Source organism: Bradyrhizobium sp. S3.2.6, assembly GCF_040546885.1.
In the GTDB taxonomy this organism is placed as follows: Bacteria; Pseudomonadota; Alphaproteobacteria; order Rhizobiales; family Xanthobacteraceae; genus Bradyrhizobium; species Bradyrhizobium cytisi.
The window spans coordinates 731,107-755,101 of the sequence record NZ_JBEPOS010000002.1; the positions used below are offsets into that span (position 1 = coordinate 731,107).

Below are 23,995 nucleotides of genomic sequence, written 5' to 3' on the forward strand. Positions count from 1 at the left end.
GTCCCGGATAGCGAAAATAGCCTGCGTTGGGGTAGAGCCGCCGCTCGAACGGCATGTTTTGGTGGAGCGCGAGGCATCCCTTTTGCATCTGTCCTGATCAAAATCTGTCCTGATCAAAATCAGTCCTGATCAAAATCTGTCTTGATCAAATTTGGCGGACATGAAGGTCGGCTGAACGGCAATCGCAAGAGATCAGAAGTCGCCATGAGTCAATCTGGAACGGAACCGGCCACCATCCGGAATACCATTGCCGGGCTCCCAGGATGGGGGTCCGGAGACATCGTGATCGAGCCTGCCATCCCGATCCTGGCGTCGCCAAGCTGGCGAGGTGTCGACGGCTTTCCCTGGCGCGCCACCAGGAAAGGCGGTGGCGAAAGCATCTTCATCAAGGCCATGGATCGCGATGCGAAGCTCTATATCGACGTGGCGTGCGCCTTCGAGGCGGCGCAGCGTGCATCCGATCTCGGCATCGGGCCCAAAGTGCTGATGGCTGACCCGAAGGCCGGCCTGCTGGTGATGGAGGATCTCAACCAGGGCTGGCGGGTCGGTACATTGGAACGGATGCTCGAGCCCGACATCGTTGACGCCGTCATTGCGGCGATGCGCCTGTTTCAAGCCGGACCACCGCTGCCACGCCGCAAGAGTGTCTTTGACGAGATTGAGCATTTCTATGCTGCGGCGGCGGCCGCGAAGGCCCAATTGCCGTCGGATGCCGAATGGCTGGTCAAGGAGTTGCGCTTTGCGGCCGACGCCTTCCGAGCGCTGGATATCAAGGCGGTGCCGATCCATGGCGACGGCAATGTGTCGAATATCCTGATCAGCGACGCAGGCGAGGTTCGTCTGATCGATTGGGATCGCGCGACAACGACCGACCCGTTGGAGGATATCGGCAGCTTCCTGGTCGAGGCCTGTGCACAGGAGCCCGAGGCACGCGACGTTTTCACCCGCAGCACCGGGATCTTCGAGGAGGTTGCATTCAACCGTGCGCGGATTTACGGCGTGGCTGATGATCTGCGCTGGGGATTGATCGGCGCGCTGCTCGCCGCCAAATCGGCACGCAACACGCTGGAGTTCTACAAATTTGCCAGTTGGCGCTTCGTGCGTTGCCGCATGGTGGTTCGGGAGCCCCGCTTTGGCGAGATGCTTCGGAGGATAGCATGACCGTTCGTAGAAAAGTTGGTGAGGGGACCACGCTTCACGAACGCAACGTCGAAGCCGCAATCGCTCGCGTCCCGCAATGGCGCGGCAAGTCGGGCGCGTATGCGCCGCTGGTCGGCGGCCTGTCGAACCAGAACTGGCTGGTCGAGATTGCCGGCGACGGGCGTCGCTATTTCGTCAAGGTGCCGGGCGAGGGCTCGGAAATGTTCATCAATCGCGTCACCGCCAACGAGGCCGCGCGCAATGCCCATGCCATGGGTGTCGGGCCGGAGGTCGTCTTCTTCGACGCGGCGGACGGGCTGGAGATCAGCGAATTTCTGGAGGGCTATCGCGCCTGCACCAATGCGGATTTCGGCGATTCCGCCATCCAGTCCGACGTTCTCGATCTCTATCGTCGACTGCATGGCGGCCCCAAGCTTGGCCAGACCAAGACGATCTTCGACATGATCGAGGAACACATCGAGCAAGGCAAGGAACTGGGGTCGCATTTCCCGCAGGACATGCCTTGGCTGATGCACCGTTACAATCAGGCCAAGTCAGCCTTCCTGGCGTCGGGCCTCGATCTCGTGCCGTGCTTCAACGATCCCATGCCGGGAAATTTCCTCATTTCGGCCGAGACCGGCGCGCCCAGGCCGATGAAGCTGATCGACTACGAGTTTGCCTCCAACAATGAGCGCAGCTACGAGCTCGGCGTGTTGTTTGCCGAAATGTTCTTTGACGAGAAGCTGACGGAAGCCCTCATCGAGCAATATCTGGGCGAGGTTCGTCCGCAGATGATTGCCCGCGTCATTCTCAACCGTGCGCTCGCGGACATGAAATGGGCCTCATGGGCGGTCGTCAACCGCAAGCTCAACAGCTGGGATTTTGACTACCAGAAGTACGGCGTCTGGAAATACATGCGCGCCCGGGACGTGATGTATGACCCGCGCTGGGACAGCTGGTTGCGGCTGGCGTGAGCCGGCCCGGGCCGCCTCTCGTGGCTATTGCTTCAGGACGGTCAGGGCCTGTTTGAGCAAGCTGTCGTTCGCTGCGGCGATCACGCGTCCGTCGGAGTCCGGTGTGAGCGGCCGCCCATCCCAGTCGCGTATGATTCCGCCGGCGCCCTCGACCACGGGAATCAATGCCATGAAGTCGAACGACTTGAGCGACGTCTCGACGACGAGATCGCAATGGCCGGACGCCAGCAGCCCATATTGATAGCAATCGCCGCCAAATCGTCGGAACATGGCCTTCTTGCTCAGCAGATCGTAGCGAGCCCAATCCTGCGACGTAAAGAAGTCCGGCGAGGATGTGTAGATCTGCGCGTCTTCCAATCTTGCCGTGCGGCTCACCTTGGCCGGCTTGCCGTTGAACGTGACCCCACGCGGCGTGCCGTACCACCGTTCGGCCAGCGCCGGCATGTCGATCATGCCGGCGACAACCGACCCGTCGCGCTCATCGGCCAGCGCGACAAGCGTGCCGAACAGCGGCATTCCGGAGATGAAGCTCTTCGTTCCGTCGATCGGATCGAGATACCAGGTGTAGCGATCGCCCAGGGTCGATCCCATTTCCTCACCGAGGATGCCGTGATCGGGGAAGCGCGCGCCGATCAGGCGGCGTAATTCCACTTCGATCGCGCGATCGGCGATCGTCACCGGCGTCAAGTCCTGCTTGCGTACGAAATCGACGCTGGACCGAAAGTAGGTCAACGCGATCCGGCCGGCCATTTCGGCGAGTTCATCGAAGAACGAAGCGAGTTCGTTCGCGGAAATCTTGTCTTGAATGTCGTCCAATGCTCGCTCCAGGGGAAAGCGCGTCGCGCAGAGCTGCGCAACGGCTGGCCTTGGGAATTCGGCTCTAAACCGTCTCGCGAAGCTCTTGCTTGTGGACGTCCCAATACGGAGATCCGAAAGCCCTGCGTGAGGAGGCCAATCGTGGCGAAGACGATTCGTTCGGTTCGGCAGCACCGGGCCGGGGCGCGGCTTCCGGCGCCTGGCGAACGTCACGCGGGGCCACCTTGAAGTGGCGGCTGAAGCAACGCGAGAAATGCGAGACGTTCTTGAAGCCCACTTCGTAGGCGACCTCCGACACGGTACGGTGGCCCTTGGGATCGGCAACCAGGATTTCGTAGGCTCGCTGCAGCCGCTTGGTCTGCACGAACTGGCTGACTGTGGTCTCGTTGTCCGTGAACAGACTGTAGAGATAGCTCAGCGAGATTCGGCTGCTGGCCGCAATTTTCTTCGGTGAGAGGGACTGGTCGCCGAGATGGATTTCGATGAAATCAACGATCCTGCGACGCAGATGATAGCGCGCATTGCGGACGTCCGTGGCGGCGCCCCGGTCCTCCGAGCCGATCGTGAGCGCTACGAAGCTGATGACTTCGGTCGCAAGCGCCTGTGGATTCGGCGCCGGAAGCTCGATGAACAGCTCGGCCACGTTTCCGATCATTCCGGCCAGAAGGCGGGTCATCTGTTCGTTTGGCTTGAAGCGCCGGCTGATGTGATCCTCGATCGACACGAGACGTCCGCGCAGCTCCGCGGCCGGGATTCGAAGCATCAGAAAGCGAGCGGCCTTGTCGGTCGACAATTCGTAGAAGGCGAGTTCACTGAGCAGGACATATTCGCCGGCCATGGCAATACCGACGCGGCCGTCCTGGCTGAATGCCACACAGCCCGTCAGGGGAAAGACAAGCGCATAGGAAGCATCGTGGATGCTGGAGGTGCGTTTCCAACTGCAGGTGAAGGCTCGGTGCGGCTCGACGAGTTCGAGATCGAGGCGACCGATCCTGGTTCGCTGGTGCAGCGCAGGACCCTTGTCTCCGTCACCATCAAGGCCGGTATTCTCCTCGCGAGAAGCAAGAGATGTGAGGCTTGCCATGGTTTGGTCTTTCTCAGGGTTGGGCAACAATCAACTCCGTTCCGGCTTCACGGAGTGCCGTTGCCAGAGATCCTTCCGGTTGCCGATCGGTAACCAGACGGTCGATATCGGTCCATTGCGCAAACACGGTCAGAGCGCGCTGGTCGAATTTGCTGTGATCGGCGACCAGGATCGCTTCCGCAGCGCGCTTCACCATCGCGCCATAGATCGCGCCAGCCTCGTCATCCGCATCGTTCGCGCCCCGGGCGCTGATGCCTGTCGCACTCACGATGGCACGGTTGGCCTCGTAGCTGTTGATGTTGGCGATTGTCTGTGTACCGAACACGTAGCCTTCGGTCGGGTGATAGCGGCCCGGGCAGCACAGCACCCTGATGGAGGAGTTGACGGCGAGCGCGCCAGCAATCGCATAGTCGTGCGTGATGACCGTGATGTCGCGCGCGCGCAAAGCCAATCGTCTCGCGACGTGAAACGTCGTGGCGCCCGCGGCCAGCATCAGGACTTCGTTTGGCAGAACGAGGTCGGCGATCACGGCGGCGATCGCTTCGCGTTCGGCGATCATGAGCGCCTTGCGATCGGTGAGAGCCGGCTCGAGCGCAAACGGGCGGGAGGCGCCGCCATAGGTCCGGTTGATGAGCTTCTGTTCCTGAAGCTCAACGAGGTCACGGCGTATGGTTTCGCCGGATACACCAAGCGACGCCGCAATCTCGGAGGCGCGCAGGGTAGGGGCGGCGGTGAGTTGCGCGATGATGTGCTTGTGGCGCGCCAGCTTCGAGAGGCGATCGCCATCGGTCTTTCGTGGCCGCTTGTCGGCCCCGGAGGCGTCGCTGGTCTGTAGCGGCTCGCTCGTCATTGGGGTGTCCTCACCTGCCCAGCCGTCGGCACAAGGAATTCTTTCTCACGGCATATTGGAAAGATACACTAATTTTGTGGCAACTCCCTCAAATTTTGAGCAGCCAAATGCCCGATATCGCCGCAAGTCACGTCGGCATCGGCTTAATATATTGAAAACAAGATAGTATTTCCGAACGCCAGAGGCTGTGTGCCTGAGGCTCTGATGTTTCTTGCCTCTGATCAGCTTGACGTTGTGGGAATTCACACATTTCTCCAAGCTGGTCGTGGAATGGCTGCGGCACGATCGCTGCAGTGATCGCTTTGACTTGCGCAAGGCGCGGTCAGAGGAGGCGTGCGGTGCAGAAGGAACGAGAAATTCTGGCGTTGAACGCCTTCGACCAGAGCCGCGCGTCCGCGATGGGCGCCGAACTCGGGGAGGCGGTGCAACGACGCCTGCGATCCTTCGGCAAGGCTTCGGTCCTGTTTTACGAGGAGCCGATCCGAATGGAGCGCGCCGAAGGCGTCTACATGTTCGACCTCGAAGGCCGCCGATATCTCGATCTCTACAACAACGTCCCGTCAGTAGGGCATTCGCACCCTCGCGTCGTTGAGGCCGTTCGCCGCCAGGTCGGCGTGCTCAACATCCACACGCGCTATCTCAACGACGTGGTCGATGTCTATGCGGAGCGCTTGCTGGCGACCTTTCCATCCGAGATCGATCATCTGGTGCTGACGTGCACCGGGAGCGAGGCTAACGATCTGGCGCTGCGGATCGCGAAGGTCGCAACCGGCCGGACCGGCTTCATCGTCACGGAGACGGCGTATCACGGCAATACTGCAGCCGTGACCGATGTATCGCCGTCCTCACGTCCCGGCCAACCATTGCCGTCCCATGTGCGGGTGGTGCCGGCGCCTGAGATGTTCCGCAATTCCGTTGGCGATCCCGGTCGGCGTTTCGCCGACGGTGTTGCTGCGGCAATTACCGATCTCGAGCGAAGCGGTGTCGGGTTTGCAGGGCTGCTGGTGGATACGATCTTTTCGAGCGACGGTGTCTATTCCGATCCGGCCGGCTTCCTGGCGCCGACCGTGAAACTCGTCCACGAACGCAAGGGCCTGTTCATTGCCGACGAGGTGCAGCCCGGTTTTGGACGCACCGGTGCAGCCATGTGGGGCTTCGCGCGTCACGGTGTTGTCCCCGACGTCGTGACCATGGGCAAGCCCATGGGCAATGGCTTCCCCATGGGAGGCGTCGCTCTGCGTGCACCATTGCTCGATTGTTTTGCGGCGGAAGTGAAGTACTTCAACACGTTCGGCGGCAACCCGGTGGCCGCAGCGGCCGGGCTTGCGGTGCTCGACGTGATCAATGATGAGGGCCTGTTGCAGAATGCGCGCGAGGTCGGACGTCATCTGATGGACGGATTGCGCGAGATCGGCAATCGGCACATCCAGATCGGGGATGTTCGCGGTGCCGGTCTGTTCATCGGGCTCGAGCTCGTAACTGATCGTGACAGCAGGGAGCCGGCGCCGGAGCTCGCAATCACGCTGATCAACCGGCTGCGCCAGCGCGGCTTCCTGATCGGCGCCGCCGGACCATTCGGCAGTACGCTCAAAATTCGTCCGCCGCTGTGTTTCGGCACGGATCACGCGGACATATTCATCACCGCCTGCGACGAAGAGTTGGGCGCGATCTCGGCGGCTTGAGGGGGCTCGTTCGAAGTTCATGGATGCAAGAAACGTAAAATCCGCCGCCGATGCCAGGGCTCTGGTCGAGGAGCGAGGCCTGTCCCACGTCAAGCTTGGGATTGTCGATCTCGACGGCGTCATTCGTGGAAAATATCTCGCGCGTGACAAGTTCTTTGGCGCATTGGAGGGCGGCCTCAGCTTCTGCGACATCATCTTCGGTTGGGATTCCAACGACCAGATGTACGACGCCGGCAAGTTTACCGGGTGGCACACGGCTTTTCCGGACGCCACTGCCCGCATCGATCCGGCGACCTGCCGCGATATCCCGATGGAAGAGAACATGCTGTTCTTCCTCGGCGAGTTCGAGGGCGAAGCGGAAAAGCTGTGCCCGCGCCGGCTGCTCCGCCGGGTCATCGATCGTGCCGAAGGCATGGGATTTGCCCCGTCAGTGGCGGCCGAGTTTGAATTCTTCGTGTTCGATGAAACGCCGCACAGCGTGCGGGAAAAGAGCTTTCGCGGGCTGAGGAATCTCACGCCGGGCTGGTTCGGCTATTCCATGCTGCGCGCCTCGGTGGAGTCGGAATTCCATCGCTCGCTGCTCAAGCTGTGCGACGAGATGGATATGCCAATCGAGGGTCTGCACACCGAGACCGGCCCCGGAGTCCTGGAAGCGGCGATCCTGTACACCGATGCGCTCGCGGCGGCGGATCGCGCGGTGCTGTTCAAGACCTTTTCGAAAGTCTGGGCCGAGCGCCAAGGCAAGATGCTCACCTTCATGGCCAAATGGTCGAACGCGTATCCCGGCCAGTCCGGGCACCTGCATCTCTCGCTGCGCGACAAGGACGGCAATCCGGCATTTTACCAGAGCGGGCGTCCAGGCAACATGTCCGATACCATGCGCTGGTTTGTCGGCGGTCAGCAGGCATTGCTGCCGGATCTGCTTGCGATGGTTGCGTCCACCGTGAACAGCTATTCGCGTCTGGTACCGGGCTTCTGGGCACCGACGGATGCGACCTGGGGAATCGAGAATCGAACCTGTGCGCTGCGGGTCATTCCAGGCAAGCCGGCCAGCCAACGAGTCGAGTACCGGGTCGCCGCCGCCGATATCAATCCGTACCTTGCGATTGCCGCGGCGCTGGGATCGGGGCTCTGGGGGATCGAACACAAGATCGAACCGAGCGAGCCAATCGTCGGGAATGCCTATGAGCGAAGTCACCCGCCCGAGCGTGTGTTTCCGCGCACGCTGTCGGAAGCCGCCGAGCGATTGATGGCTTCGCAGGCGGCCCGCAATCTGTTTGGCGACGTCTTCGTCGATCACTACGCCATGACACGGCAGTGGGAGGAGCGCGAATTCCGCAAGGCCATCACCGATTGGGAGCTTGCTCGCTATTTCGAGATCATCTGATCCCGCTTCTCCTTCCCTCGAACGAGTAACTTTCCGTGAACGACTTTGTCTGCATTTCACCGATCGATGGCAGCGAGGTTGCCCGCCGCCCAATCGCAGCCACCGGCATGTCGCGCCTCGGCTTTGAGGCGCTGACCCGACCAAAATCATTCCACCTTCGCATCGAGCACTGAGAGCCGCATATGGATGTCCAAATCACCGGGGCCTGGAATTTTCCGACCCGCGTCATCGCCGGTCCGGGACGCATCGCCGAGCTTGCCGAGGCGTGCGGGACATACGGCCTTGCCAGGCCTCTGCTGGTGACCGACCATGGTCTTGCCAAGACCGACCTCATCGCCGGCATCGTCAGTCGCGTTCGCGAGGCGGATATCCCGCTCGGCGTATTCTCCGACGTGAAGGCCAATCCGACGGAATCGAATTTGCGTGCGGGTGTTGCGGCATTCAAGGCGGGCGGCCATGACGGCGTGATCGCGGTCGGGGGAGGTTCGGCGCTGGACGTCGGAAAATGCGTTGCGTTCATGGTGGCGCAGTCGCGACCTGTATGGGACTTCGAGGACGTCGACGACTGGTGGACCCGCGCCAACACGAATGGCATCGTACCGATCATCGCCGTGCCGACCACGGCCGGCACGGGTTCCGAGGTGGGCCGTGCCGTCGTGATCACGCGCGAGGACACCCATGAGAAGAAGATCATCTTCCATCCGATGATGATGCCGAAGATCGCGATCGAGGATCCCGAGCTTGCAATTGGGCTCCCGCCGTTTCTGACGATGGCGACCGGCATGGACGCGCTGTCGCACTGCTTCGAGGCTTATTGCGTCAAGGTATTTCATCCGCTCGCCGACGGCATTGCCCTTGAGGGGATGAAGATCGTCGACACCTACCTGCCGCGTGCGGTCGAGAATGGTCGCGATCTCGAAGCCAGATCGTACATGTTCGCGGCTGCGTCGATGGGAGCTACCGCGTTCCAGAAGGGACTGGGCGCAATCCATTCCGTTTCCCATCCGGTCGGTGCGCGCTACGACACCCATCATGGACTGACCAATGCTGTGGTCTTTCCTTACGTCGTTGTCTGCAATAAAGATGCGATCGCCGACAAGATTCCGCACATAGCTCGCGCGCTGAATTTGCCGAACCATGGTTTCGATGCGGTTTTGTCCTGGATCCTGGCCTTGCGAAAGAAGCTTGGCGTGCCGCATACTTTGGCCGAGCTCGGTGTGAAGGAGAGTGACGCCCGGGCAATTGCGGCCGATGCGGTGAAGGATCCGACGGCGGGCGCCAATCCCCGGCGGTTGACCGAAGCGGAGTTCGAGCAACTGACGCTTGCGGCCATTCGCGGCGATCTCGGAACATGATCGCGTTGCACGATCTCATCGCAGGCTTTGCGGTGATTGGTGCGACCGATGACGGCGGCGTCTGCAGGCTTGCAGCAACGGCGCTCGACAAGCAGGCGCGAGATCTGTTTCTGCGCGAGATCGGCGAACGCGGCCTCGCGCCGAGGATCGATGCGATCGGCAACATGTTCGGCGTCGCAATTCTTGCCCCTGCGTCGGACGACGTCGTGATCACCGGCTCGCACCTCGATTCTCAGCCGACGGGCGGTCGATACGATGGTGCCTATGGTGTGTTGGCAGGACTCCTTGCGGTGGAAGCGGTCAGGGAGCGTTGTCTTGCGACCCCCGGCGCCGCACGACGTAATCTGGCTGTCGCAAACTGGACCAATGAGGAGGGAGCCCGTTTTCAGCCCAGCCTGACCGGTAGCTCCGTCTTCGCCGGCAGCTTGAGCTTGCAGAATGCCTATGCCTGCGTAGACGGCGACGGCGTCACGCTCGGCGCTGCGCTGGCCGCGATCGGCTATTGTGGTGTCACGCCACTCGAGCTTCGCCCGGTACGCTATGTGGAACTTCACGTGGAACAGGGCGATCGGCTTGAGCAGGCCTCAGGGGACATTGCCGCGGTTTCCGGCGCCTGGATGACCCGCAAGATATCGGTCGTCTTCGAGGGTGATTATTCGCATACGGGACCGATGCCGATGCCGATGCGCCGAGACGCGCTGCGCGCGGCCGCGCGTGCGATCGAATCCCTCTATGTCGAAGTCGCGCGCGAGAACGCCGGCGCGCATGCCTCGGCGGCTCGCATCAGTGTCTACCCGAATTCGCCGAATGTGGTGGCGGGCCAAGCGAGGGTCTGGTTCGAGATCCGACACGAAGACGAAGCCGTCGTTGTCGCTATCAGTGACCGATTTCTGAAGCGGATCGAGCGAGAGGCTCGCGAGATCGGAGTCAGCATCTCGATAGCCGCCGACGAGAGGCGGTCGGCCCCCTTGCTCGATCCGGCTGGTGTCGAGTTGATCATGGCCGTTGCGAGCGATCTCGGCTGCAAGGCCATGACTCTCAAGACCATCACGGGGCATGATGCCCTGGCGATCCAGAAACGCATTCCGGCTTCACTCATATTCGTGCCCAGCCAAGGCGGCCTCAGCCACAATCCGCGTGAATTCACGGCACCTGAAGCTCTCGACAAGGGCTACGCCGTGCTGGTCGAGACATTGTGGCACATGGTCACTGCGCAAGAGTGACGCCCGAACGGGCCAGCGCTTGAACCACCTTGCACAGTTTTGCTACAGGCCGGCACGAATTGCGGCAATTTCCGCTGCAACAACGCGCTTGACATAATATCCGATCTCAACGACCGTATCGTGCAAGCGTAGGGCAAGACGGCCCATCAACGCGGTGAGTTCAACCATTTCCAACGCCACGCTTTCATCGCGTGTTCGGTTGGCGGCGAGGGCGCCCTCGGCTTCACAGCCGACGGGCGCTTTTTTGTTTTGGATCGAGTGATGGCGCAGAAGCGGTATCGAATTGGCGTGATGTTCTCGACGACGGGCTCCTACAGCGTCGTCGCGCGCTCGATCCTTAACGGCGCATTGCTGGCCTTCCAGGAGGTCAATGCGAGCGGTGGCGGCATCGTATTGGAGCCGGTCGTGGTCAATCCCTCCGGCGATCTCGCTCGTTATCGTTCGCTCAGCCTCGAACTCCTGGGGTCCGGCATTCGCCAGGTGGTCGGCTGCTACACCTCGTCGAGCCGCAAGGAGGTGATCCCGTGCTTCGAGAAGTTCGATGGCCTGTTGTGGTATCCGTCTCACTACGAGGGCTTTGAGAGTTCCGATAACGTCATTTATACCGGCGCTGCACCGAACCAGCACGTACTGCCGTTGGTCGATTACCTGGCGTCCCGGGTCGGCTCTCGCGCCTTCTGTGTGGGCTCCAACTACATCTGGGCCTGGGAGAACAACCGCATCTTTCGCGAGGCGCTGATAGCGCGCGGCGGCGCCGTGCTCGCCGAGCGCTATCTTTCGGTCGGCGATACCGAGGTCGACCAGGTGATCGCGGCCATCATCGATCAGCGACCCGATTTCGTCTTCAACAATCTGATCGGCACGAGTGCCTATGCCTTCTTCCGCGCGTTCCGTGCCGCCTGCCGCGCCCGCGGCATCGACCAGGCCGCCGAAATTCCGGTCGCGAGCTGCACGCTGTCGGAACCGGAATTGCCGGAAATCGGCCCGGACGCGGTCGATGGGCACCTGTCCTCGAGTGTCTATTTCTCCTCGCTGAATTCTCCCGAGAATGCCGCCTTCATTCGCGCCTACACGGCGTCTTTTCCGGATGGACCGGTGTCGTCGGCAGATGCTGAATCCTCCTACATCGCCGTCAAGCTGCTCGCAGCGGCATTGGCGCAGGCCGGGACTGACGACGCCCGCACGGTGCGCGCCGCTGTGGCCGATCAACGACTGCGCGCCCCGCAAGGGGAAGTCCGCATCGACCGGCAGACCTTTCACGCTTGGCTCACGCCACGGATCGGTCGCTCGGCCGCCAACGGGCAGTTCGAGGTGCTGCTGGAATCCCGCGAGCCGATCGCGCCAGATCCGTATCTTGTTCAGTCGTCGCCGCGCTTTGCCAGCGCGATGCGATCTCCGCTGTTGAAGGTGGTGCAATCATGAGCTCCCGACTGCTACAGAACTTCAAGGGCGGCCGCGCCATCGTCGTCACCCGGCGAGGCGGATGGGAAAGCACGCTCGAAACAACGCTCGCCAAGCTCGGGGTCTCCACTGAATATCCGGAGATCATCGATAGCCACGCGCAGATCGACGTTGCGAGCCTTCAGGCCGACCGGGACATCCTGTTCGTCGACGGCGACCTCGAAGGCGCGGTTGCGATCGAGGTCAACCCGGCTTCGCGGCTACCGCCGGTGCCGGTGATCGGGCTCGTCGGCGTCGAGGCGCCAAGCCGGCTCAAGGCGCTGGTTAATCTCGGCGCCACCTCATTCCTGCGCAAGCCGGTGCATGGTGGCGCGGTCTATACGTCGCTTTTCATGGGCATCAACCAGTTCCTGCTGCGCGCTGAAATGTTTGAGCGTCTGCAGGACCTCGAGGAGCGCCGTCGCGGCCGCCGCGCGGTGATCCGGGCCGTCATCCTGCTGATGCAGCAGGATGGCTTTGACGAGGAGGGTGCCTATTCCCGGCTCCGTCGCGAAAGCATGCGCGCGCGGCAGAACATGGAACTCTATTGCGAGGAGTTTCTGAACAAGCGGGCGAAGCCGCCCGATATGACGGGCCGCACGACCGGCATCATGCTGCAAGGCGGCGACAAGCAAGCCATCTAGGAGAAGCAAAATGAGCAAGTCTGTATTGCGGGGGCTGCGTGCCGCAGCCCTCACGGGGACGCTTGTCCTCGGATCCCATCTTGGATCAGCCCCGGCACTCGCCGCGGAAAATCCGATCAAGCTCGGCGTGCTGGAGGATCAGTCCGGCGACTTCGCCGCGGCCACCATCGGCAAGGTCCACGCCATCGAGCTCGCCGCCGAGGAAATCAACAAGGCCGGCGGCATCATGGGTCGGCCGCTTGAGCTCGTTCCTTACGATACCCAATCCGACAACACCCGCTACCAGGAGTTCATGCGGCGCGTGCTCCAGCGCGACAAGGTCGACGTCGTGTTTGCTGGCTTCTCTTCGGCCTCGCGCGAGGCCTATCGCCCGATCGTCGATCAGTTCAACGGCTTCGCCTTCTACAACAATCAGTATGAAGGCGGCGTCTGCGACGGCCACATGATCGTCACCGGCGCGGTGCCCGAGCAGCAGTTCTCCACGCTGATCCCCTACATGATGGAGAAGTACGGCAAGAACGTCTACACGCTGGCGGCCGATTACAATTTCGGCCAGATCTCGGCGGAGTGGGTACGCAAGATCGTCAAGGAGAACGGTGGCAAGATGGCCGGCGAGGAATTCATCCCGCTCGGCGTGTCGCAATTCTCGCAGAGCATCCAGAATATCCAGAAGGCCAAGCCCGACTTCGTGGTCACGCTGCTGGTTGGCACCGCGCAGGCCTCTTATTACGAGCAGGCCGCTTCCGCCAATGTCAACCTGCCGATGGCGTCCTCGGTCAATGTAGGGCAGGGCTACGAACACAAGCGCTTCAAGCCGCCGAGCCTGAAGGACATGTACGTCACCACCAATTACATCGAGGAGATCGCCTCGCCCAAGAGCAAGGCGTTCTACGCCAAGTTCAAGGCGAAGTTCCCGAGCGAGCCCTATGTGAACCAGGAGGCGGAAAACTCCTATCTCGCCGTCTATCTCTACAAGCAGATGGTGGAGCGGGCGAAATCGACCAAGCGGGAGGACATCCGAAAGGTGATCGCGATGGGAGATGTCTGCATGGATGCGCCGGAGGGCAAGGTCTGCATCGACCCCAAGAGCCAGCATATGTCGCACACGATCTATCTGGCCAAGGTGGGTGCCGACCATTCGATCTCCTTCCCGAAGACCTGGGAGGACATCAAGCCGTACTGGCTGGGTGACGCCGGCTGCGATCTCACCAAGAAAGATCCGATGGCCCAATACACGCCGTCGAATCCGCCGCCGAAACCCTGACCCGGCGGCTGATCGCTCCGGCCCTCCGGGCACGCCCCGGCGTTGCCGGCGGGCCGGGGCGATCACGGACATCTGCGGCGGTGACGCCGCGTCTTCCTACAAACTGGTTGGTTCATGGACATCGCGACCCACGTCTTTTCGGCGCTCTATCAATTCGGTGACGCCTTCGCGTTCCTGGTGCTGTCGGCCTGCGGGCTCGCGGTGATCTTCGGCATGATGGGCGTGATCAATCTCGCTCATGGCGAGTTCATCATGTGCGGTGCGTATGTGACGGCGGCGACCGTGCATGCGGGCTTGCCGCTGCCGCTGGGCATACTGGCAGGCACGATCATATCCGCGCTCGTCGGCGTCCTGGTCGAGCTGGCGGTCATCCGCCATCTCTACGACCGGCCGCTCGACACCATCGTCGCGACTTGGGGCCTCAGCCTGATCGCAACGCAGGGCACGTTGATCATGGTCGGATCGACCATGGCCGGCGTCGGCACGCCGTTCGGCAGCTTTCAAGTTGGCGACTATTCCTATTCGATCTATCGCATTGTGCTGTTCTGCGCCGCGCTCGGCGTGCTGGCCGGGCTCTACGCGCTGTTCAACTGGACCCGCTTCGGCGTGCTGGCGCGCGCCACCATTCAGGTCCCGCATATGGCCGCCGCGCTCGGGGTCGACACCCGCCTGATCTATAGCCTCACCTTCGCCTGCGGCGCGGGGCTCGCCGGTCTTGCTGGCGGTCTTTATGCGCCGACCATGACGCTGGTGCCCACCATGGGCGCGACCTTCATCATGGAGGCATTCGTCACCGTGGTAATCGGCGGCGCCGACGTGTTCCTCGGCACAGCGCCGGCCGGCGGCCTGCTTGCGATCGTGAAGTCGGGGATGACGTCCTGGCAAGGGCAGTTATTTGGTCAGATCGGTCTTTTGGTCGCCGTCATCATTGTGGTCCGGGTGCTGCCGAAGGGCATCTCCGGTTTCGTGCTGCGCGAACGAACCTGACGGAGTGATGGCGTCGTGAGCGGTTTCGCCTCTTTCTTTCGTCGTCTCGAAGGCCCGCAGACCGTCGGTCGTGGTCCAGCCTTCTGGAGCCTGTTTGCCGTCGTGATGATGATCGCGGTCGCCTATCCACTGTTCAGCGACGGCTACACGGTCGGCAACACCGTCTACTTCTTCGTCTGGGTGTTCATCGCTCTCAGCCTCTGCCTTATCTGGGGCTATGGCGGCTCACTGTCTTTCGGGCAAACCGCGTTCTTCGGCATCGCGGGTTACGGCTACGGCGTGCTGACGCTCAATTTCGGTTCGGCCTATGGATTCACACTGGTGGCGCTGGTGGCGGCGGTCGCGATTGCGGCGCTCTTTGCGGCCTTGCTCGGCTACTTCATGTTCTTCGGCCGCATCGCCGGCGTATTCCTCGGCATCGTCACGCTCGCCGTGACCTTGATGCTGGAGCGCTTCATGGCGCAGACCGCGGGGCCGGAGTGGCACATTGGTAGCGCCCGGCTCAACGGCTTCAACGGCATGAGCGCGATGCCGCCTCTGACCATCCCCTGGCCGGGCGAGCCGATCGTGCTATTCGCCGATGTTGGGCTCTATTATTTCGTGCTTGGCCTTTTGGTCTTCGTCTATCTGGCCTTGCGCATCCTGATGAACTCGTCGTTCGGCAACGTGATCGTCGCGATTCGCGAGAACCCGGAACGGGCCGAGATGCTGGGCTACGATGTGCGCAAGTACCAGCTCATCACTTTCGTCATCGGCGCCGTGCTCGCGGGGATATCAGGCGTGCTCTACACGGCGTGGGGACAATATATCACACCGTCGAGCATGGGTATGACGGCAGCGGCGCTGCCGCTGATCTGGGTTGCCGTCGGCGGCCGCAGCGATCTGACCTCGACCGTGGTCGGCACGCTGGTCGTGCTGGCGGCATTCCAGGCGCTTACGATCTACGGAAGCCAGTATGCGCTCGTCTTCATGGGTGTGCTGCTGGTGCTGACCGTCCTCATTGCCCCGAACGGCCTCGTGCTCGGAACGATGAACTGGCTCGGACGGCTCGCCGCGCGTATCACCCAAAGGGCTAGCTGATGGCGTTGCTCGAGCTCCGTAAACTGAATAAGCATTTTGGCGGCCTGCACGTCACCAATGCCGTTGACCTCACGTTGGAGGCGGGTGAGATCCACTGCCTGATTGGCCCGAACGGCGCCGGCAAGAGCACGCTGTTCCGCCTGATCCTCGGTGAGCACCATCCCGGCAGCGGCGATGTCCTCTTCGCGGGAGAGAACATCACGGCGCTGAAGTCGTTTGCGCGGATTCGCCGCGGACTGTCGGTCAAGTTCCAGGTGCCTGGAGTCTTTAAGGGCTTATCCGTCCGGCAGAACGTTGAGATCGCCTTGCAGAGCCGGCATCGCGGTAGGGAGCTCGAAGCGGAGATCGACAGACTGCTCGTCTTCCTCGGACTGGAGAGCGAGCACGCGCAGACCGCCGGCAATCTTAGCCACGGCCAGAAGCAGTGGCTTGAGATCGGCATGGCGATCAGCTTGAAACCAAGTCTTCTGTTGCTCGACGAGCCGACCGCCGGCATGTCTCCGGAGGAAACCCATATGACGGGTGAAATGGTGCAGCGGCTCAATGCCGATGGCATGACTGTGCTGGCGATCGAGCACGACATGGCCTTCGTACGCCAGGTCGCCCAGCGCGTGACCGTGTTGCATCTCGGCCAGGTCTTTGCGCAAGGCTCGATCGACGAGATCGTGGCGGACGAGCGTGTGGCGGCGATCTATCTGGGGCAGGCCCATGCTTGATATGCCGCGTAAGGAAGTGATTCTCTCGACGCTGGCTCTGCGCGCCGGCTATGGCGGCAAGCCCGTCCTGCAGGGCCTCGAGATCGAGGTGCGGGAAGGCGAGATCGTCGCTGTCATCGGACGCAACGGTGTCGGCAAGTCCACGCTGATGAAGAGCCTGATCGGGCTGGTGCCAGCAATGAGCGGCTCCATCGTCTATCGCGGCGAGGCGGTGGAATCTCTCCCGGCGCACAAGCGGGCTCGCCTCGGTATGGGTTATGTGCCGCAGGGGCGCGACGTGTTCCCGCGGCTGACTGTCGGCGAGAACGTCGCGGTCGGCGCCGCGATCAAGGGCAGCGGTATCCCCGAGGCGGGTCGGCGCAAGATCGTCGAGGCGTTTCCGATTCTCGCCGAGCGCTGGACCCAGCGTGCCGGCACCATGTCCGGCGGCCAGCAGCAGCAACTCGCGATCGGACGAGTCTTGATTGCTGATCCCAATCTCATCCTGCTCGACGAACCGTCGGAGGGCATCCAGCCCAACATCGTCCAGGACATCGCACGCAATATGGTCGAGCTCAACCGAAGGACCGGTGTGACCATCATCCTGGTTGAGCAGAATCTCGACATGATCCGCGCTATGGCGCAGCGCTGCTACGTCATGGACAAAGGCCGCATCGTCGCAAGCCTCGACCGCTCGGCGCTCGACGATGAGGCGGAGATGCGCCGCCACCTCGCGGTTTGAAAGCGACGCCTATAACCAAGGAGAACAGCAATGGCCTGGCAAAACGACTCGATTATGGCTCGCAAGGGTGTCGCCAAGGGCGAGCGCGGCAGGGAATACACGATCACCGAAACCGAGCAGGGCAAGTACCATTATGTCTACGGCCCCTACGTGAAGCCGGTGCTGACGGTTGATCCGGGCGCGGTCGTTTCCGCCGAGACGCATGACGCGTTCGAAGGCGCAATCAAGCACGAGACCGATAGCCCGTCCAAGATCCTCAACTTCCCGTTCCTCAATCCGCAGAACGGCCCGATCCACGTCAATGGCGCCGAGAAAGGCGACGTGCTGGCCGTTTATATCGAAAGCATTGTGCCACGGGGACCGCAGCCGTGCGGCACCACCGTGGTCATGCCGGACTTCGGAGGGCTGGTCAGCACTGGTCAAACTGCGCTGCTCAATCCCGCGCTCCCCGAGCGAGTTAAAAAGCTCGAGATCGATGCCAAGGCCGGAACGAAGTGGAACGACAAGATCACGCTGCCCTATGAACCCTTCATAGGCACCATCGGCACCTCGCCGGAGATTGAGGCGATCTCGTCGCTGGTTCCGGACTATTACGGTGGCAACATGGACCTTCCTGATGTCGGTGTCGGTGCCGTCATTTACCTGCCGGTCAACACCAAGGGTGCGCTGCTTTATCTTGGCGACTGCCATGCCGCACAAGGCGATGGCGAGCTCTGCGGCGTCGCCATCGAGCATCCGACCGTGACCACGGTTCAGATCGATTTGGTCAAGGGCTGGACCATTGCGTGGCCGCGGCTCGAGACGAAGGAGTTCATCATGACCATTGGCTCGGCGCGGCCGATGGAGGATGCCGCCCGCATCGCCTATCGCGAGCTCTGCCGCTGGATGGCGGCCGACTACGGCTTCGACGAGATCGACGCCTACATGCTGCTAACGCAGGCCGGACGCATGCGTGTCGGCAACATGGTCGATCCCAAATATACGCTAGGCGCCTCCATCAAGAAATCCTATCTCGTCTGAGGGCGGCCGGATCATGTCCACCAAGCACAAGGTCGCCGCCGTCCAGTTCGAGCCGACCATGTTCGAGAAGGAGCGCAACATTACTCGCCTTCTCGATCTCTGCGAGCAGGCGGCGGCTGCCGGCGCAAAGCTGATCGTCACGCCGGAAATGGGAACGACGGGCTATTGCTGGTTCGACCGTGCCGAGGTCGCGCCTTTTGTCGAGACGATCCCGGGGCCAACCACGAACCGTTTCGCGGCACTGGCGCGCAAGCACGCCTGTTACATCGTTGTCGGCATGCCGGAGGTCGATGAGGACGGCATCTACTTCAACACAGCCGTCCTGATCGGCCCCGACGGCGTTGTCGGTCGCCACCGCAAGACGCATCCCTATATCTCCGAGCCGAAATGGGCGGCGGCGGGCGATCTGCACAACCAGGTGTTCGAGACGCCGATCGGGCGGATCGCACTGCTGATCTGTATGGACATCCATTTCGTGGAAACCGCGCGGCTGATGGCGCTCGGGGGCGCGGACGTCATCTGCCATATCTCCAACTGGCTGGCAGAGCGGACGCCCGCGCCTTACTGGATCAGCCGCGCCTTCGAGAACGGCTGCTACGTCATTGAGAGCAATCGATGGGGGCTTGAACGCTCCGTGCAGTTCAGCGGCGGCAGCTGCGTGATCGCGCCGGACGGGCAAGTGACGGCTGTGCTTGACAAGGGCGATGGTGTCCTGCTGTCCGAGATCAGTCTCGACGCTGCTCGCGCGCGCCGCGTGCTCGGCGAAACCGTGTTCGCGCAGCGGCGGCCTGAACTCTATCCGGAGTTGCTCACCGATACCTTCAGCTGGAACCCGCGTGACTTCTTCGGCCTCTACGGCCACGAGCCCTGGCCAGCCGGAAAGGCTTCGCAGGTCAGCGTCGCGCAATTTGCCCCTGGCGATGACCTCAGCCAAAATCTCGCGGAGATCGCAGCACTCGCGCGCAAGGCCAGCGCCGACGGTGCTGAGCTCGTTGTCTTTCCGGAGCTTGCCCTGACGGGACTTGGCGATCCCGCGACATCGGCGCAACCGTTACCGGGACCGGCGACCGACAGCCTTGCTGAGCTTGCAGCGGAACTCGGGCTGTATCTGGTCTGCGGGCTCGCCGAGCGAGACGGCGATACGCTCTACAACAGCGCCTGCCTGGTCACGCCGGATCGGGATATCTCGGTCTATCGCAAGACGCATCTCACCATCGACGAACGAAGCTGGGCCACGGCCGGTGACGGTTGGACCGTCGTTGACACGCCGATCGGCCGCATTGGGCTGCTGATCGGTCACGACGCATCTTTCCCGGAAGCGGGCCGGGTCCTGGCGCTGCGCGGCTGCGATCTCATCGCGTGTCCCGCCGCGATTAGGGGGCGCTTCAGTTCGTCGCATGCCGGGACGGAGGTCGAGCAGCCGAAGCCGATTCCGACCGGTCCGGATCCGCATCATTGGCATCATTTCCGCGTTCGCGCCGGCGAAAACAACTTGTTCTTCGCCTTCGCCAATGTCGTCGATCCCGAGCGCGGCTATCCCGGGTTGAGCGGCGTGTTCGGTCCTGACACGTTCGCGTTTCCGCGGCGGGAGGCGATCGTGGCCGACGCCGCGGGCATTGCAACCGCACTGGTCGATACGACCAATCTGGACAGCATCTATCCGACCAATGTCGTGCGTCGAAAGGATCTGGTTTCGATGCGCATGCCGCACAGCTATCGTGGATTGGTCAAGGTGGCTGCGAACAATTACTGAACCACGAAAAGGAATCCGACCATGGATCTGGGACTGAAGGGCGCCAAGGTTCTCATCACGGGCAGCACCAAGGGAATCGGCCGCGCGATCGCCGAGACATTTGCCGCCGAAGGCGCCGATGTCGGCGTGTGCTCTCGCAATCTGGCCGAGGTCGAGAGCACGACCGCCGCGCTCAGGGCCAATGGCATCGTGGCCTATGGTGGTGCGGTCGACGTCTCCGATGCGGCAGCACTGAAGGCCTGGGTCGGCGATATGGCGGCCAAGCTCGGCGGCATCGATGTCGTCGTCGCTAATGTCAGCGCGCTTGCCATCGGGCAGGACGACGAAAGCTGGGCGAAGGAGTTTTCGACCGACATGATGGGTACGGTTCGGCTCGTGAATGCGGCCATGCCTTATCTAGAGAAGAGTGCCGCCGGCGCGATCGTCACCATTTCCAGCGTCTCAGGGCGCGAGGTCGATTTTGCCGTGGGTCCCTACGGCACCTTCAAAGCGGCGATCATCCACTACACGCAGGGACTGGCCAATCAGCTCGCAGGGAAGGGTATTCGCGCGAACTCGGTCTCCCCGGGCAATACCTACTTCGATGGCGGGGTCTGGAACATGATCAAGGACAACAATCCCGAGCTCTACAAGACTGCATTAGCCCTCAACCCGATGGGTCGGATGGGAACGCCGCAGGAAATGGCTAACGCCGTGGTGTTTCTCGCCAGCCGCGCGGCCAGCTTCATCACGGGCACAAATCTTGTCGTCGACGGCGCACTCACGCGGGGGGTGCAGTTGTAGGAAAACGTATCGGCGTTTGCCTTGCGTTGGACCTCGATAGCTCAAAATTTGCCCATGATGGATTGGAGCGAAAGTCATCGCTTGCTCGCCGAGAGCTCTGCCGCGCTTGAGGCCTACAGCGCGCTTTGGGGAATAGCCGAAAAGACCGGCTTCACAGCGTAGGAGCAAAACGGCGCATACCTCGCCATCATCTTCGAAAACGAGTGTAGCGAATGCCAGCGAGGACCATAATTGGTGTCGGGATTCGCGACGGCAGTGATGTCGATCGTCTCGACGCTCGCGCAGGGAGGGTGTTGAGCCGTCTAGCGAACGTCATGGATTCCAGTCGGGCACGGTGCAGGATCGCGTGGTGACCGGCGCTTCCGATCAATTGCTCGTGTGAGTCTTCCGCCAGACGATCGCGTTCGAAGGTGATGATCCGGTCGGCTGTGCAAATGGTGGAAAGGCTGGGGGGCGATGATAAGCACTGTCCGGTCGGTAGTGATCTGCCGCATATCCTGGCTGTGTCCAGGAGTTGCAGCCGTCCTAGCTAGCCGGACCTCGCGCTTCGGAATGTACGGCCGGGACCCTTCCGAGGCGGGCGCGTGCTGTCGCGCAGCATCAGCTTGGCGGGAAGCTTGATGTGCTTCCGCAGCCCCGCCTTGCCGGTCGTCATCAGCGTGATCAGTTCGGCTGCGGCGGTGGCCCCGAGGTCGCGGCGGGGCTGGACGATGGTCGTCAAGGTCGGCTCGCAATAGTCAGCGTAGGCAATGCCGTCAAAGCCGACGACGGACAGATCGTCCGGGACGTGCAAGCCGGCCGCGTGCACGGTTTTGATCAGGCCGATCGCCATCTCGTCATTGGCTGCAAACAGCGCGGTCGGACGCGCCGCGGGATCGAGCGTCAGAAGCGTCCGGCCGGCCTCGACGCCGGTGCGGAAGGTGAAATCGCCGGGCAGGATCAGGCTCGCATCGGCTGCAATTCCCGCCTCGCGCAAGGCCTGCCGATAGCCTTCGAGACGCTGCTCCTCCAGGATGTTGGAGTTCGGCCCCGACAAATAGGCAATGCTGGCGTGGCCCAACTCGACCAAGTGTCGCACCGCCTCCCGCGCAGTGCCAACATTGTCGATTGTGACCTGCGGGAAGTTTTCGCAGGGGATGTACTCGCAAGCGGCAACCAACGGCACACGCGCGTCGCGTAGGTCGCGGTCCGGGCTGCGCATCACGTGACCGCACAAGAGCAGCACGCCGTCGGCTTGGCCGGCGCAGATCAAGTCGACGTAGCGCGCCTCCTTCTCCGGCGAGCCGGCCAGATTGGCAATGATAAGTCCGTAGCCGGCGGCCGACAGCGTGTCGTCGATACCCTGTAGAACCTCAGCGAAGAACGGGTTGGCGATATCCGGCACCGCCACCAGCACGACCATGGTCTTTCGGACACGCAGGTTCCTTGCGGAAATGTTGGGCATGTAGCCCGTGTCGCGCACGGCGGCGAGTACGCGTGTGCGGGTCTCCTCAATCACGACCTCGGGGCGCGCCAGCGTCCGGCTGACGGTCGCAACCGAGACTCCTGCCAGTCGCGCGACGTCGGCGATTTTGGCCGCCTTTTGACGTGTCACTCCGGTTCGCTTGGCCATATCGAGGCTCGCCCTCTCGGCGTCATGACGGGACTTGCAAAATCTTGAAGTCCTGCTAGGATAAAAATGTAATCGATTACATTCGATGCGTAAAGCCACAACGAGCCCATAAGGGCCGCAAGCCGAATACACAGGTCTGCAAAGGCATATCCGGGAGGGAATGATGAAGCGCGCGCTGTTCGCATCGGTGGCGGTTATCGCCACGGCTTGGGTCTCGGTACCGGTCTCCGCAGAAGAGATGAAGGCCGAGGTCATCCACTGGTGGACCTCCGGCGGCGAGGCTGCCGCGGTCAAGGTATTTGCCGATCAGTTCACCAAGGCCGGCGGAACGTGGATCGACAGCGCTGTAGCCGGTGCCGCCAATGCGCGAAATGCCGCGATCAGCCGTACAGTCGCCGGCAATCCGCCGACCGCAATGCAACTCAACACCGGCAAGCAATTCGACGAACTGGTGGAGGGTGATCTGCTCGCCGATGTCGATGCGGTCGCCGCGGAGGGCAATTGGAACGGCGTTATGCCTGCAGCGTTCGTTGCGGCTGCAACTCGTAACGGCAAGATGTTCGCGGTGCCGATCAACATCCATGGCCAGAACTGGCTCTGGTACAACAAATCCGTGCTCGTGTCGGTCGGCGCCGCCGAGCCGAAGACTTGGGACGACGCCTTTGCTGTTCTCGACAAGCTGAAAGCCGACGGCAAGGTGATCCCGCTGGCCTTCTCGGGTCAGAAGGTATGGGAGCGCAATCTGTTCAGCGCGGTGCTGATCGGCGTCGGCGGCGGGCCGATGTGGGTTGGGATCATGGGCAAGCGCGACGCGGCGCTGGCGCAAAGTGCCGAGTTCAAGGCGGTCGCGGTCGCCTACAAGAAGCTCAAGGCGTATGTCGATGCCGGCGCTCCCGGGCGTAACTGGAACGATGCGACCAATCTGGTCATCCAGGGCAAAGCTGGGATGCAGATCATGGGCGACTGGGCCAAGGGCGAATTCGTTGCTGCCGGCAAGGTCCCCGAGAAGGATTACGGCTGCACCGTGCTGTCCAACCACGGCGGCGGATACATGATGGGCGGGGACGTGTTCGTGTTCCCGAAGACGAAGGACGCTTCGACCACCAAGGCGCAGGTGACGCTCGCAAGGCTGATGCTGAAGCCCGAGACCCAGATTCAGTTCTCGCTGAAGAAGGGATCGATCCCAGTCCGCAGCGACGTCGATGCCTCTCAGCTCGACGCCTGCGCCCAGAAGGGCATGCAATATGTCTCCAATACCGCGCAGCAATTGCCATCGGCCGACATGCTGGCACCTCCTGCACTTATTGGTGCGCTGGAAGATGCGATCTCGCAGTACTGGAACACCAATATGGGCGCAGACGAATTCTCCGCCAAGGTCGCCGGCGTGCTGAAGGCGCAGTACTGACGCGCCCGGCCAGGGGCGGCTGACTAGTCGGCCGCCCCAGACCGTCATCGAAATCTACC

22 protein-coding genes are annotated in these 23,995 nt (G+C 62.1%); 17 read left to right on the top strand and 5 right to left on the bottom strand.

The window, feature by feature from the left end; all coding sequences use genetic code 11:
* The first annotated feature begins 141 nt into the window (after positions 1 to 141).
* Complete coding sequence (locus tag ABID58_RS07610) at positions 142 to 1,161, top strand: phosphotransferase (protein WP_354032146.1); 1,020 nt, start codon at positions 142 to 144, stop codon at positions 1,159 to 1,161.
* The gene (locus ABID58_RS07615) at positions 1,158 to 2,114 is read left to right on the top strand and encodes a phosphotransferase (RefSeq protein ID WP_354032147.1); all 957 of its coding nucleotides are present in this window, start codon (positions 1,158 to 1,160) and stop codon (positions 2,112 to 2,114) included. Before ABID58_RS07610 ends, ABID58_RS07615 begins: the two co-directional genes overlap by 4 nt.
* A 24-nt stretch (positions 2,115 to 2,138) precedes the next feature.
* Here the strand turns inward: ABID58_RS07615 and ABID58_RS07620 are convergent, their stop codons facing one another.
* The 3 genes from ABID58_RS07620 to ABID58_RS07630 all read right to left on the bottom strand — a co-directional run bounded on the left by ABID58_RS07620 (position 2,139) and on the right by ABID58_RS07630 (position 4,864).
* Positions 2,139 to 2,930, bottom strand: a complete 792-nt coding sequence (locus ABID58_RS07620; protein WP_148749118.1) for an inositol monophosphatase family protein — start codon at positions 2,928 to 2,930, stop codon at positions 2,139 to 2,141.
* 64 nt (positions 2,931 to 2,994) lie between these two features.
* Entirely contained in the window at positions 2,995 to 4,014 is a 1,020-nt protein-coding gene (locus ABID58_RS07625) for a helix-turn-helix domain-containing protein (protein ID WP_354032148.1), read from the bottom strand.
* 13 nt (positions 4,015 to 4,027) lie between these two features.
* Positions 4,028 to 4,864, bottom strand: coding sequence for a DeoR/GlpR family DNA-binding transcription regulator (locus tag ABID58_RS07630; protein WP_148749117.1), 837 nt, complete (start codon positions 4,862 to 4,864; stop codon positions 4,028 to 4,030).
* A 338-nt stretch (positions 4,865 to 5,202) separates the two neighbouring features.
* Between ABID58_RS07630 and ABID58_RS07635 the strand changes: the two genes are divergently transcribed.
* From ABID58_RS07635 to ABID58_RS07650, 4 genes are all read left to right on the top strand, one after another.
* The gene (locus ABID58_RS07635; protein WP_354032149.1) at positions 5,203 to 6,546 is read left to right on the top strand and encodes an aspartate aminotransferase family protein; all 1,344 of its coding nucleotides are present in this window, start codon (positions 5,203 to 5,205) and stop codon (positions 6,544 to 6,546) included.
* Between the two features lie 19 nt (positions 6,547 to 6,565).
* Positions 6,566 to 7,933 (top strand): glutamine synthetase family protein, encoded by a 1,368-nt coding sequence (locus ABID58_RS07640; RefSeq protein WP_354032150.1) that lies wholly within the window; start codon positions 6,566 to 6,568, stop codon positions 7,931 to 7,933.
* A 182-nt stretch (positions 7,934 to 8,115) separates the two neighbouring features.
* Positions 8,116 to 9,288 (top strand): iron-containing alcohol dehydrogenase, encoded by a 1,173-nt coding sequence (locus tag ABID58_RS07645; RefSeq protein WP_354032151.1) that lies wholly within the window; start codon positions 8,116 to 8,118, stop codon positions 9,286 to 9,288.
* A complete protein-coding gene (locus ABID58_RS07650; protein WP_354032152.1) occupies positions 9,285 to 10,511 on the top strand; it encodes a Zn-dependent hydrolase in 1,227 nt (408 codons plus the stop codon). Before ABID58_RS07645 ends, ABID58_RS07650 begins: the two co-directional genes overlap by 4 nt.
* 42 nt (positions 10,512 to 10,553) lie before the next feature.
* Here the strand turns inward: ABID58_RS07650 and ABID58_RS07655 are convergent, their stop codons facing one another.
* Positions 10,554 to 10,679 carry a hypothetical protein gene (locus ABID58_RS07655; RefSeq protein ID WP_256468200.1) on the bottom strand — a complete coding sequence of 42 codons (126 nt, stop codon included), beginning with the start codon at positions 10,677 to 10,679 and terminating at the stop codon, positions 10,554 to 10,556.
* A gap of 93 nt (positions 10,680 to 10,772) precedes the next feature.
* Between ABID58_RS07655 and ABID58_RS07660 the strand changes: the two genes are divergently transcribed.
* From ABID58_RS07660 to ABID58_RS07705, 10 genes are all read left to right on the top strand, one after another.
* Positions 10,773 to 11,933, top strand: coding sequence for a transporter substrate-binding domain-containing protein (locus tag ABID58_RS07660; RefSeq protein ID WP_354032153.1), 1,161 nt, complete (start codon positions 10,773 to 10,775; stop codon positions 11,931 to 11,933).
* Positions 11,930 to 12,595, top strand: a complete 666-nt coding sequence (locus tag ABID58_RS07665) for an ANTAR domain-containing response regulator (protein ID WP_148749112.1) — start codon at positions 11,930 to 11,932, stop codon at positions 12,593 to 12,595. The genes ABID58_RS07660 and ABID58_RS07665 overlap by 4 nt, the downstream gene beginning before the upstream one ends.
* 10 nt (positions 12,596 to 12,605) lie before the next feature.
* Positions 12,606 to 13,859: an urea ABC transporter substrate-binding protein gene (locus ABID58_RS07670; protein ID WP_354032154.1), complete on the top strand. Its 1,254-nt coding sequence runs from the start codon at positions 12,606 to 12,608 to the stop codon at positions 13,857 to 13,859.
* A gap of 114 nt (positions 13,860 to 13,973) precedes the next feature.
* On the top strand, positions 13,974 to 14,846 hold the full coding sequence (locus ABID58_RS07675) for an ABC transporter permease subunit (RefSeq protein ID WP_354032155.1): 873 nt from the start codon (positions 13,974 to 13,976) through the stop codon (positions 14,844 to 14,846).
* A 15-nt stretch (positions 14,847 to 14,861) separates the two neighbouring features.
* Entirely contained in the window at positions 14,862 to 15,926 is a 1,065-nt protein-coding gene (locus tag ABID58_RS07680) for a branched-chain amino acid ABC transporter permease (RefSeq protein WP_354032156.1), read from the top strand.
* A complete protein-coding gene (locus tag ABID58_RS07685) occupies positions 15,926 to 16,642 on the top strand; it encodes an ABC transporter ATP-binding protein (protein WP_354032157.1) in 717 nt (238 codons plus the stop codon). The genes ABID58_RS07680 and ABID58_RS07685 overlap by 1 nt, the downstream gene beginning before the upstream one ends.
* Position 16,643: 1 nt before the next feature.
* A complete protein-coding gene (locus tag ABID58_RS07690; RefSeq protein ID WP_148749216.1) occupies positions 16,644 to 17,363 on the top strand; it encodes an ABC transporter ATP-binding protein in 720 nt (239 codons plus the stop codon).
* Between the two features lie 30 nt (positions 17,364 to 17,393).
* On the top strand, positions 17,394 to 18,383 hold the full coding sequence (locus tag ABID58_RS07695) for an acetamidase/formamidase family protein (RefSeq protein ID WP_148749107.1): 990 nt from the start codon (positions 17,394 to 17,396) through the stop codon (positions 18,381 to 18,383).
* 13 nt (positions 18,384 to 18,396) lie between these two features.
* Positions 18,397 to 20,136: a nitrilase-related carbon-nitrogen hydrolase gene (locus ABID58_RS07700; RefSeq protein WP_354032158.1), complete on the top strand. Its 1,740-nt coding sequence runs from the start codon at positions 18,397 to 18,399 to the stop codon at positions 20,134 to 20,136.
* A gap of 21 nt (positions 20,137 to 20,157) precedes the next feature.
* A complete protein-coding gene (locus tag ABID58_RS07705; RefSeq protein WP_354032159.1) occupies positions 20,158 to 20,919 on the top strand; it encodes an SDR family NAD(P)-dependent oxidoreductase in 762 nt (253 codons plus the stop codon).
* Between the two features lie 529 nt (positions 20,920 to 21,448).
* Here the strand turns inward: ABID58_RS07705 and ABID58_RS07710 are convergent.
* Positions 21,449 to 22,513, bottom strand: coding sequence for a LacI family DNA-binding transcriptional regulator (locus tag ABID58_RS07710; RefSeq protein WP_354032160.1), 1,065 nt, complete (start codon positions 22,511 to 22,513; stop codon positions 21,449 to 21,451).
* Positions 22,514 to 22,691: 178 nt separating this feature from the next.
* Here ABID58_RS07710 and ABID58_RS07715 point away from each other — a divergent pair, with 178 nt between their 5' ends.
* Positions 22,692 to 23,936: an ABC transporter substrate-binding protein gene (locus tag ABID58_RS07715; protein ID WP_354032161.1), complete on the top strand. Its 1,245-nt coding sequence runs from the start codon at positions 22,692 to 22,694 to the stop codon at positions 23,934 to 23,936.
* Positions 23,937 to 23,995: the final 59 nt, after the last annotated feature.

Excerpts from the sequence above, each read along its gene's own strand:
- ABID58_RS07650 (WP_354032152.1), top strand. The coding sequence starts at position 9,285 with ATGATCGCGTTGCACGATCTCATCGCAGGCTTTGCGGTGATTGGTGCG.
- ABID58_RS07655 (WP_256468200.1), bottom strand. The coding sequence starts at position 10,679 with ATGGTTGAACTCACCGCGTTGATGGGCCGTCTTGCCCTACGCTTGCAC.
- ABID58_RS07660 (WP_354032153.1), top strand. The coding sequence starts at position 10,773 with ATGGCGCAGAAGCGGTATCGAATTGGCGTGATGTTCTCGACGACGGGC.
- ABID58_RS07695 (WP_148749107.1), top strand. The coding sequence starts at position 17,394 with ATGGCCTGGCAAAACGACTCGATTATGGCTCGCAAGGGTGTCGCCAAG.
- ABID58_RS07630 (WP_148749117.1), bottom strand. The coding sequence starts at position 4,864 with ATGACGAGCGAGCCGCTACAGACCAGCGACGCCTCCGGGGCCGACAAG.
- ABID58_RS07625 (WP_354032148.1), bottom strand. The coding sequence starts at position 4,014 with ATGGCAAGCCTCACATCTCTTGCTTCTCGCGAGGAGAATACCGGCCTT.
- ABID58_RS07700 (WP_354032158.1), top strand. The coding sequence starts at position 18,397 with ATGTCCACCAAGCACAAGGTCGCCGCCGTCCAGTTCGAGCCGACCATG.
- ABID58_RS07670 (WP_354032154.1), top strand. The coding sequence starts at position 12,606 with ATGAGCAAGTCTGTATTGCGGGGGCTGCGTGCCGCAGCCCTCACGGGG.
- ABID58_RS07690 (WP_148749216.1), top strand. The coding sequence starts at position 16,644 with ATGCCGCGTAAGGAAGTGATTCTCTCGACGCTGGCTCTGCGCGCCGGC.
- ABID58_RS07645 (WP_354032151.1), top strand. The coding sequence starts at position 8,116 with ATGGATGTCCAAATCACCGGGGCCTGGAATTTTCCGACCCGCGTCATC.
- ABID58_RS07640 (WP_354032150.1), top strand. The coding sequence starts at position 6,566 with ATGGATGCAAGAAACGTAAAATCCGCCGCCGATGCCAGGGCTCTGGTC.
- ABID58_RS07715 (WP_354032161.1), top strand. The coding sequence starts at position 22,692 with ATGATGAAGCGCGCGCTGTTCGCATCGGTGGCGGTTATCGCCACGGCT.
- ABID58_RS07615 (WP_354032147.1), top strand. The coding sequence starts at position 1,158 with ATGACCGTTCGTAGAAAAGTTGGTGAGGGGACCACGCTTCACGAACGC.
- ABID58_RS07685 (WP_354032157.1), top strand. The coding sequence starts at position 15,926 with ATGGCGTTGCTCGAGCTCCGTAAACTGAATAAGCATTTTGGCGGCCTG.
- ABID58_RS07705 (WP_354032159.1), top strand. The coding sequence starts at position 20,158 with ATGGATCTGGGACTGAAGGGCGCCAAGGTTCTCATCACGGGCAGCACC.
- ABID58_RS07665 (WP_148749112.1), top strand. The coding sequence starts at position 11,930 with ATGAGCTCCCGACTGCTACAGAACTTCAAGGGCGGCCGCGCCATCGTC.
- ABID58_RS07675 (WP_354032155.1), top strand. The coding sequence starts at position 13,974 with ATGGACATCGCGACCCACGTCTTTTCGGCGCTCTATCAATTCGGTGAC.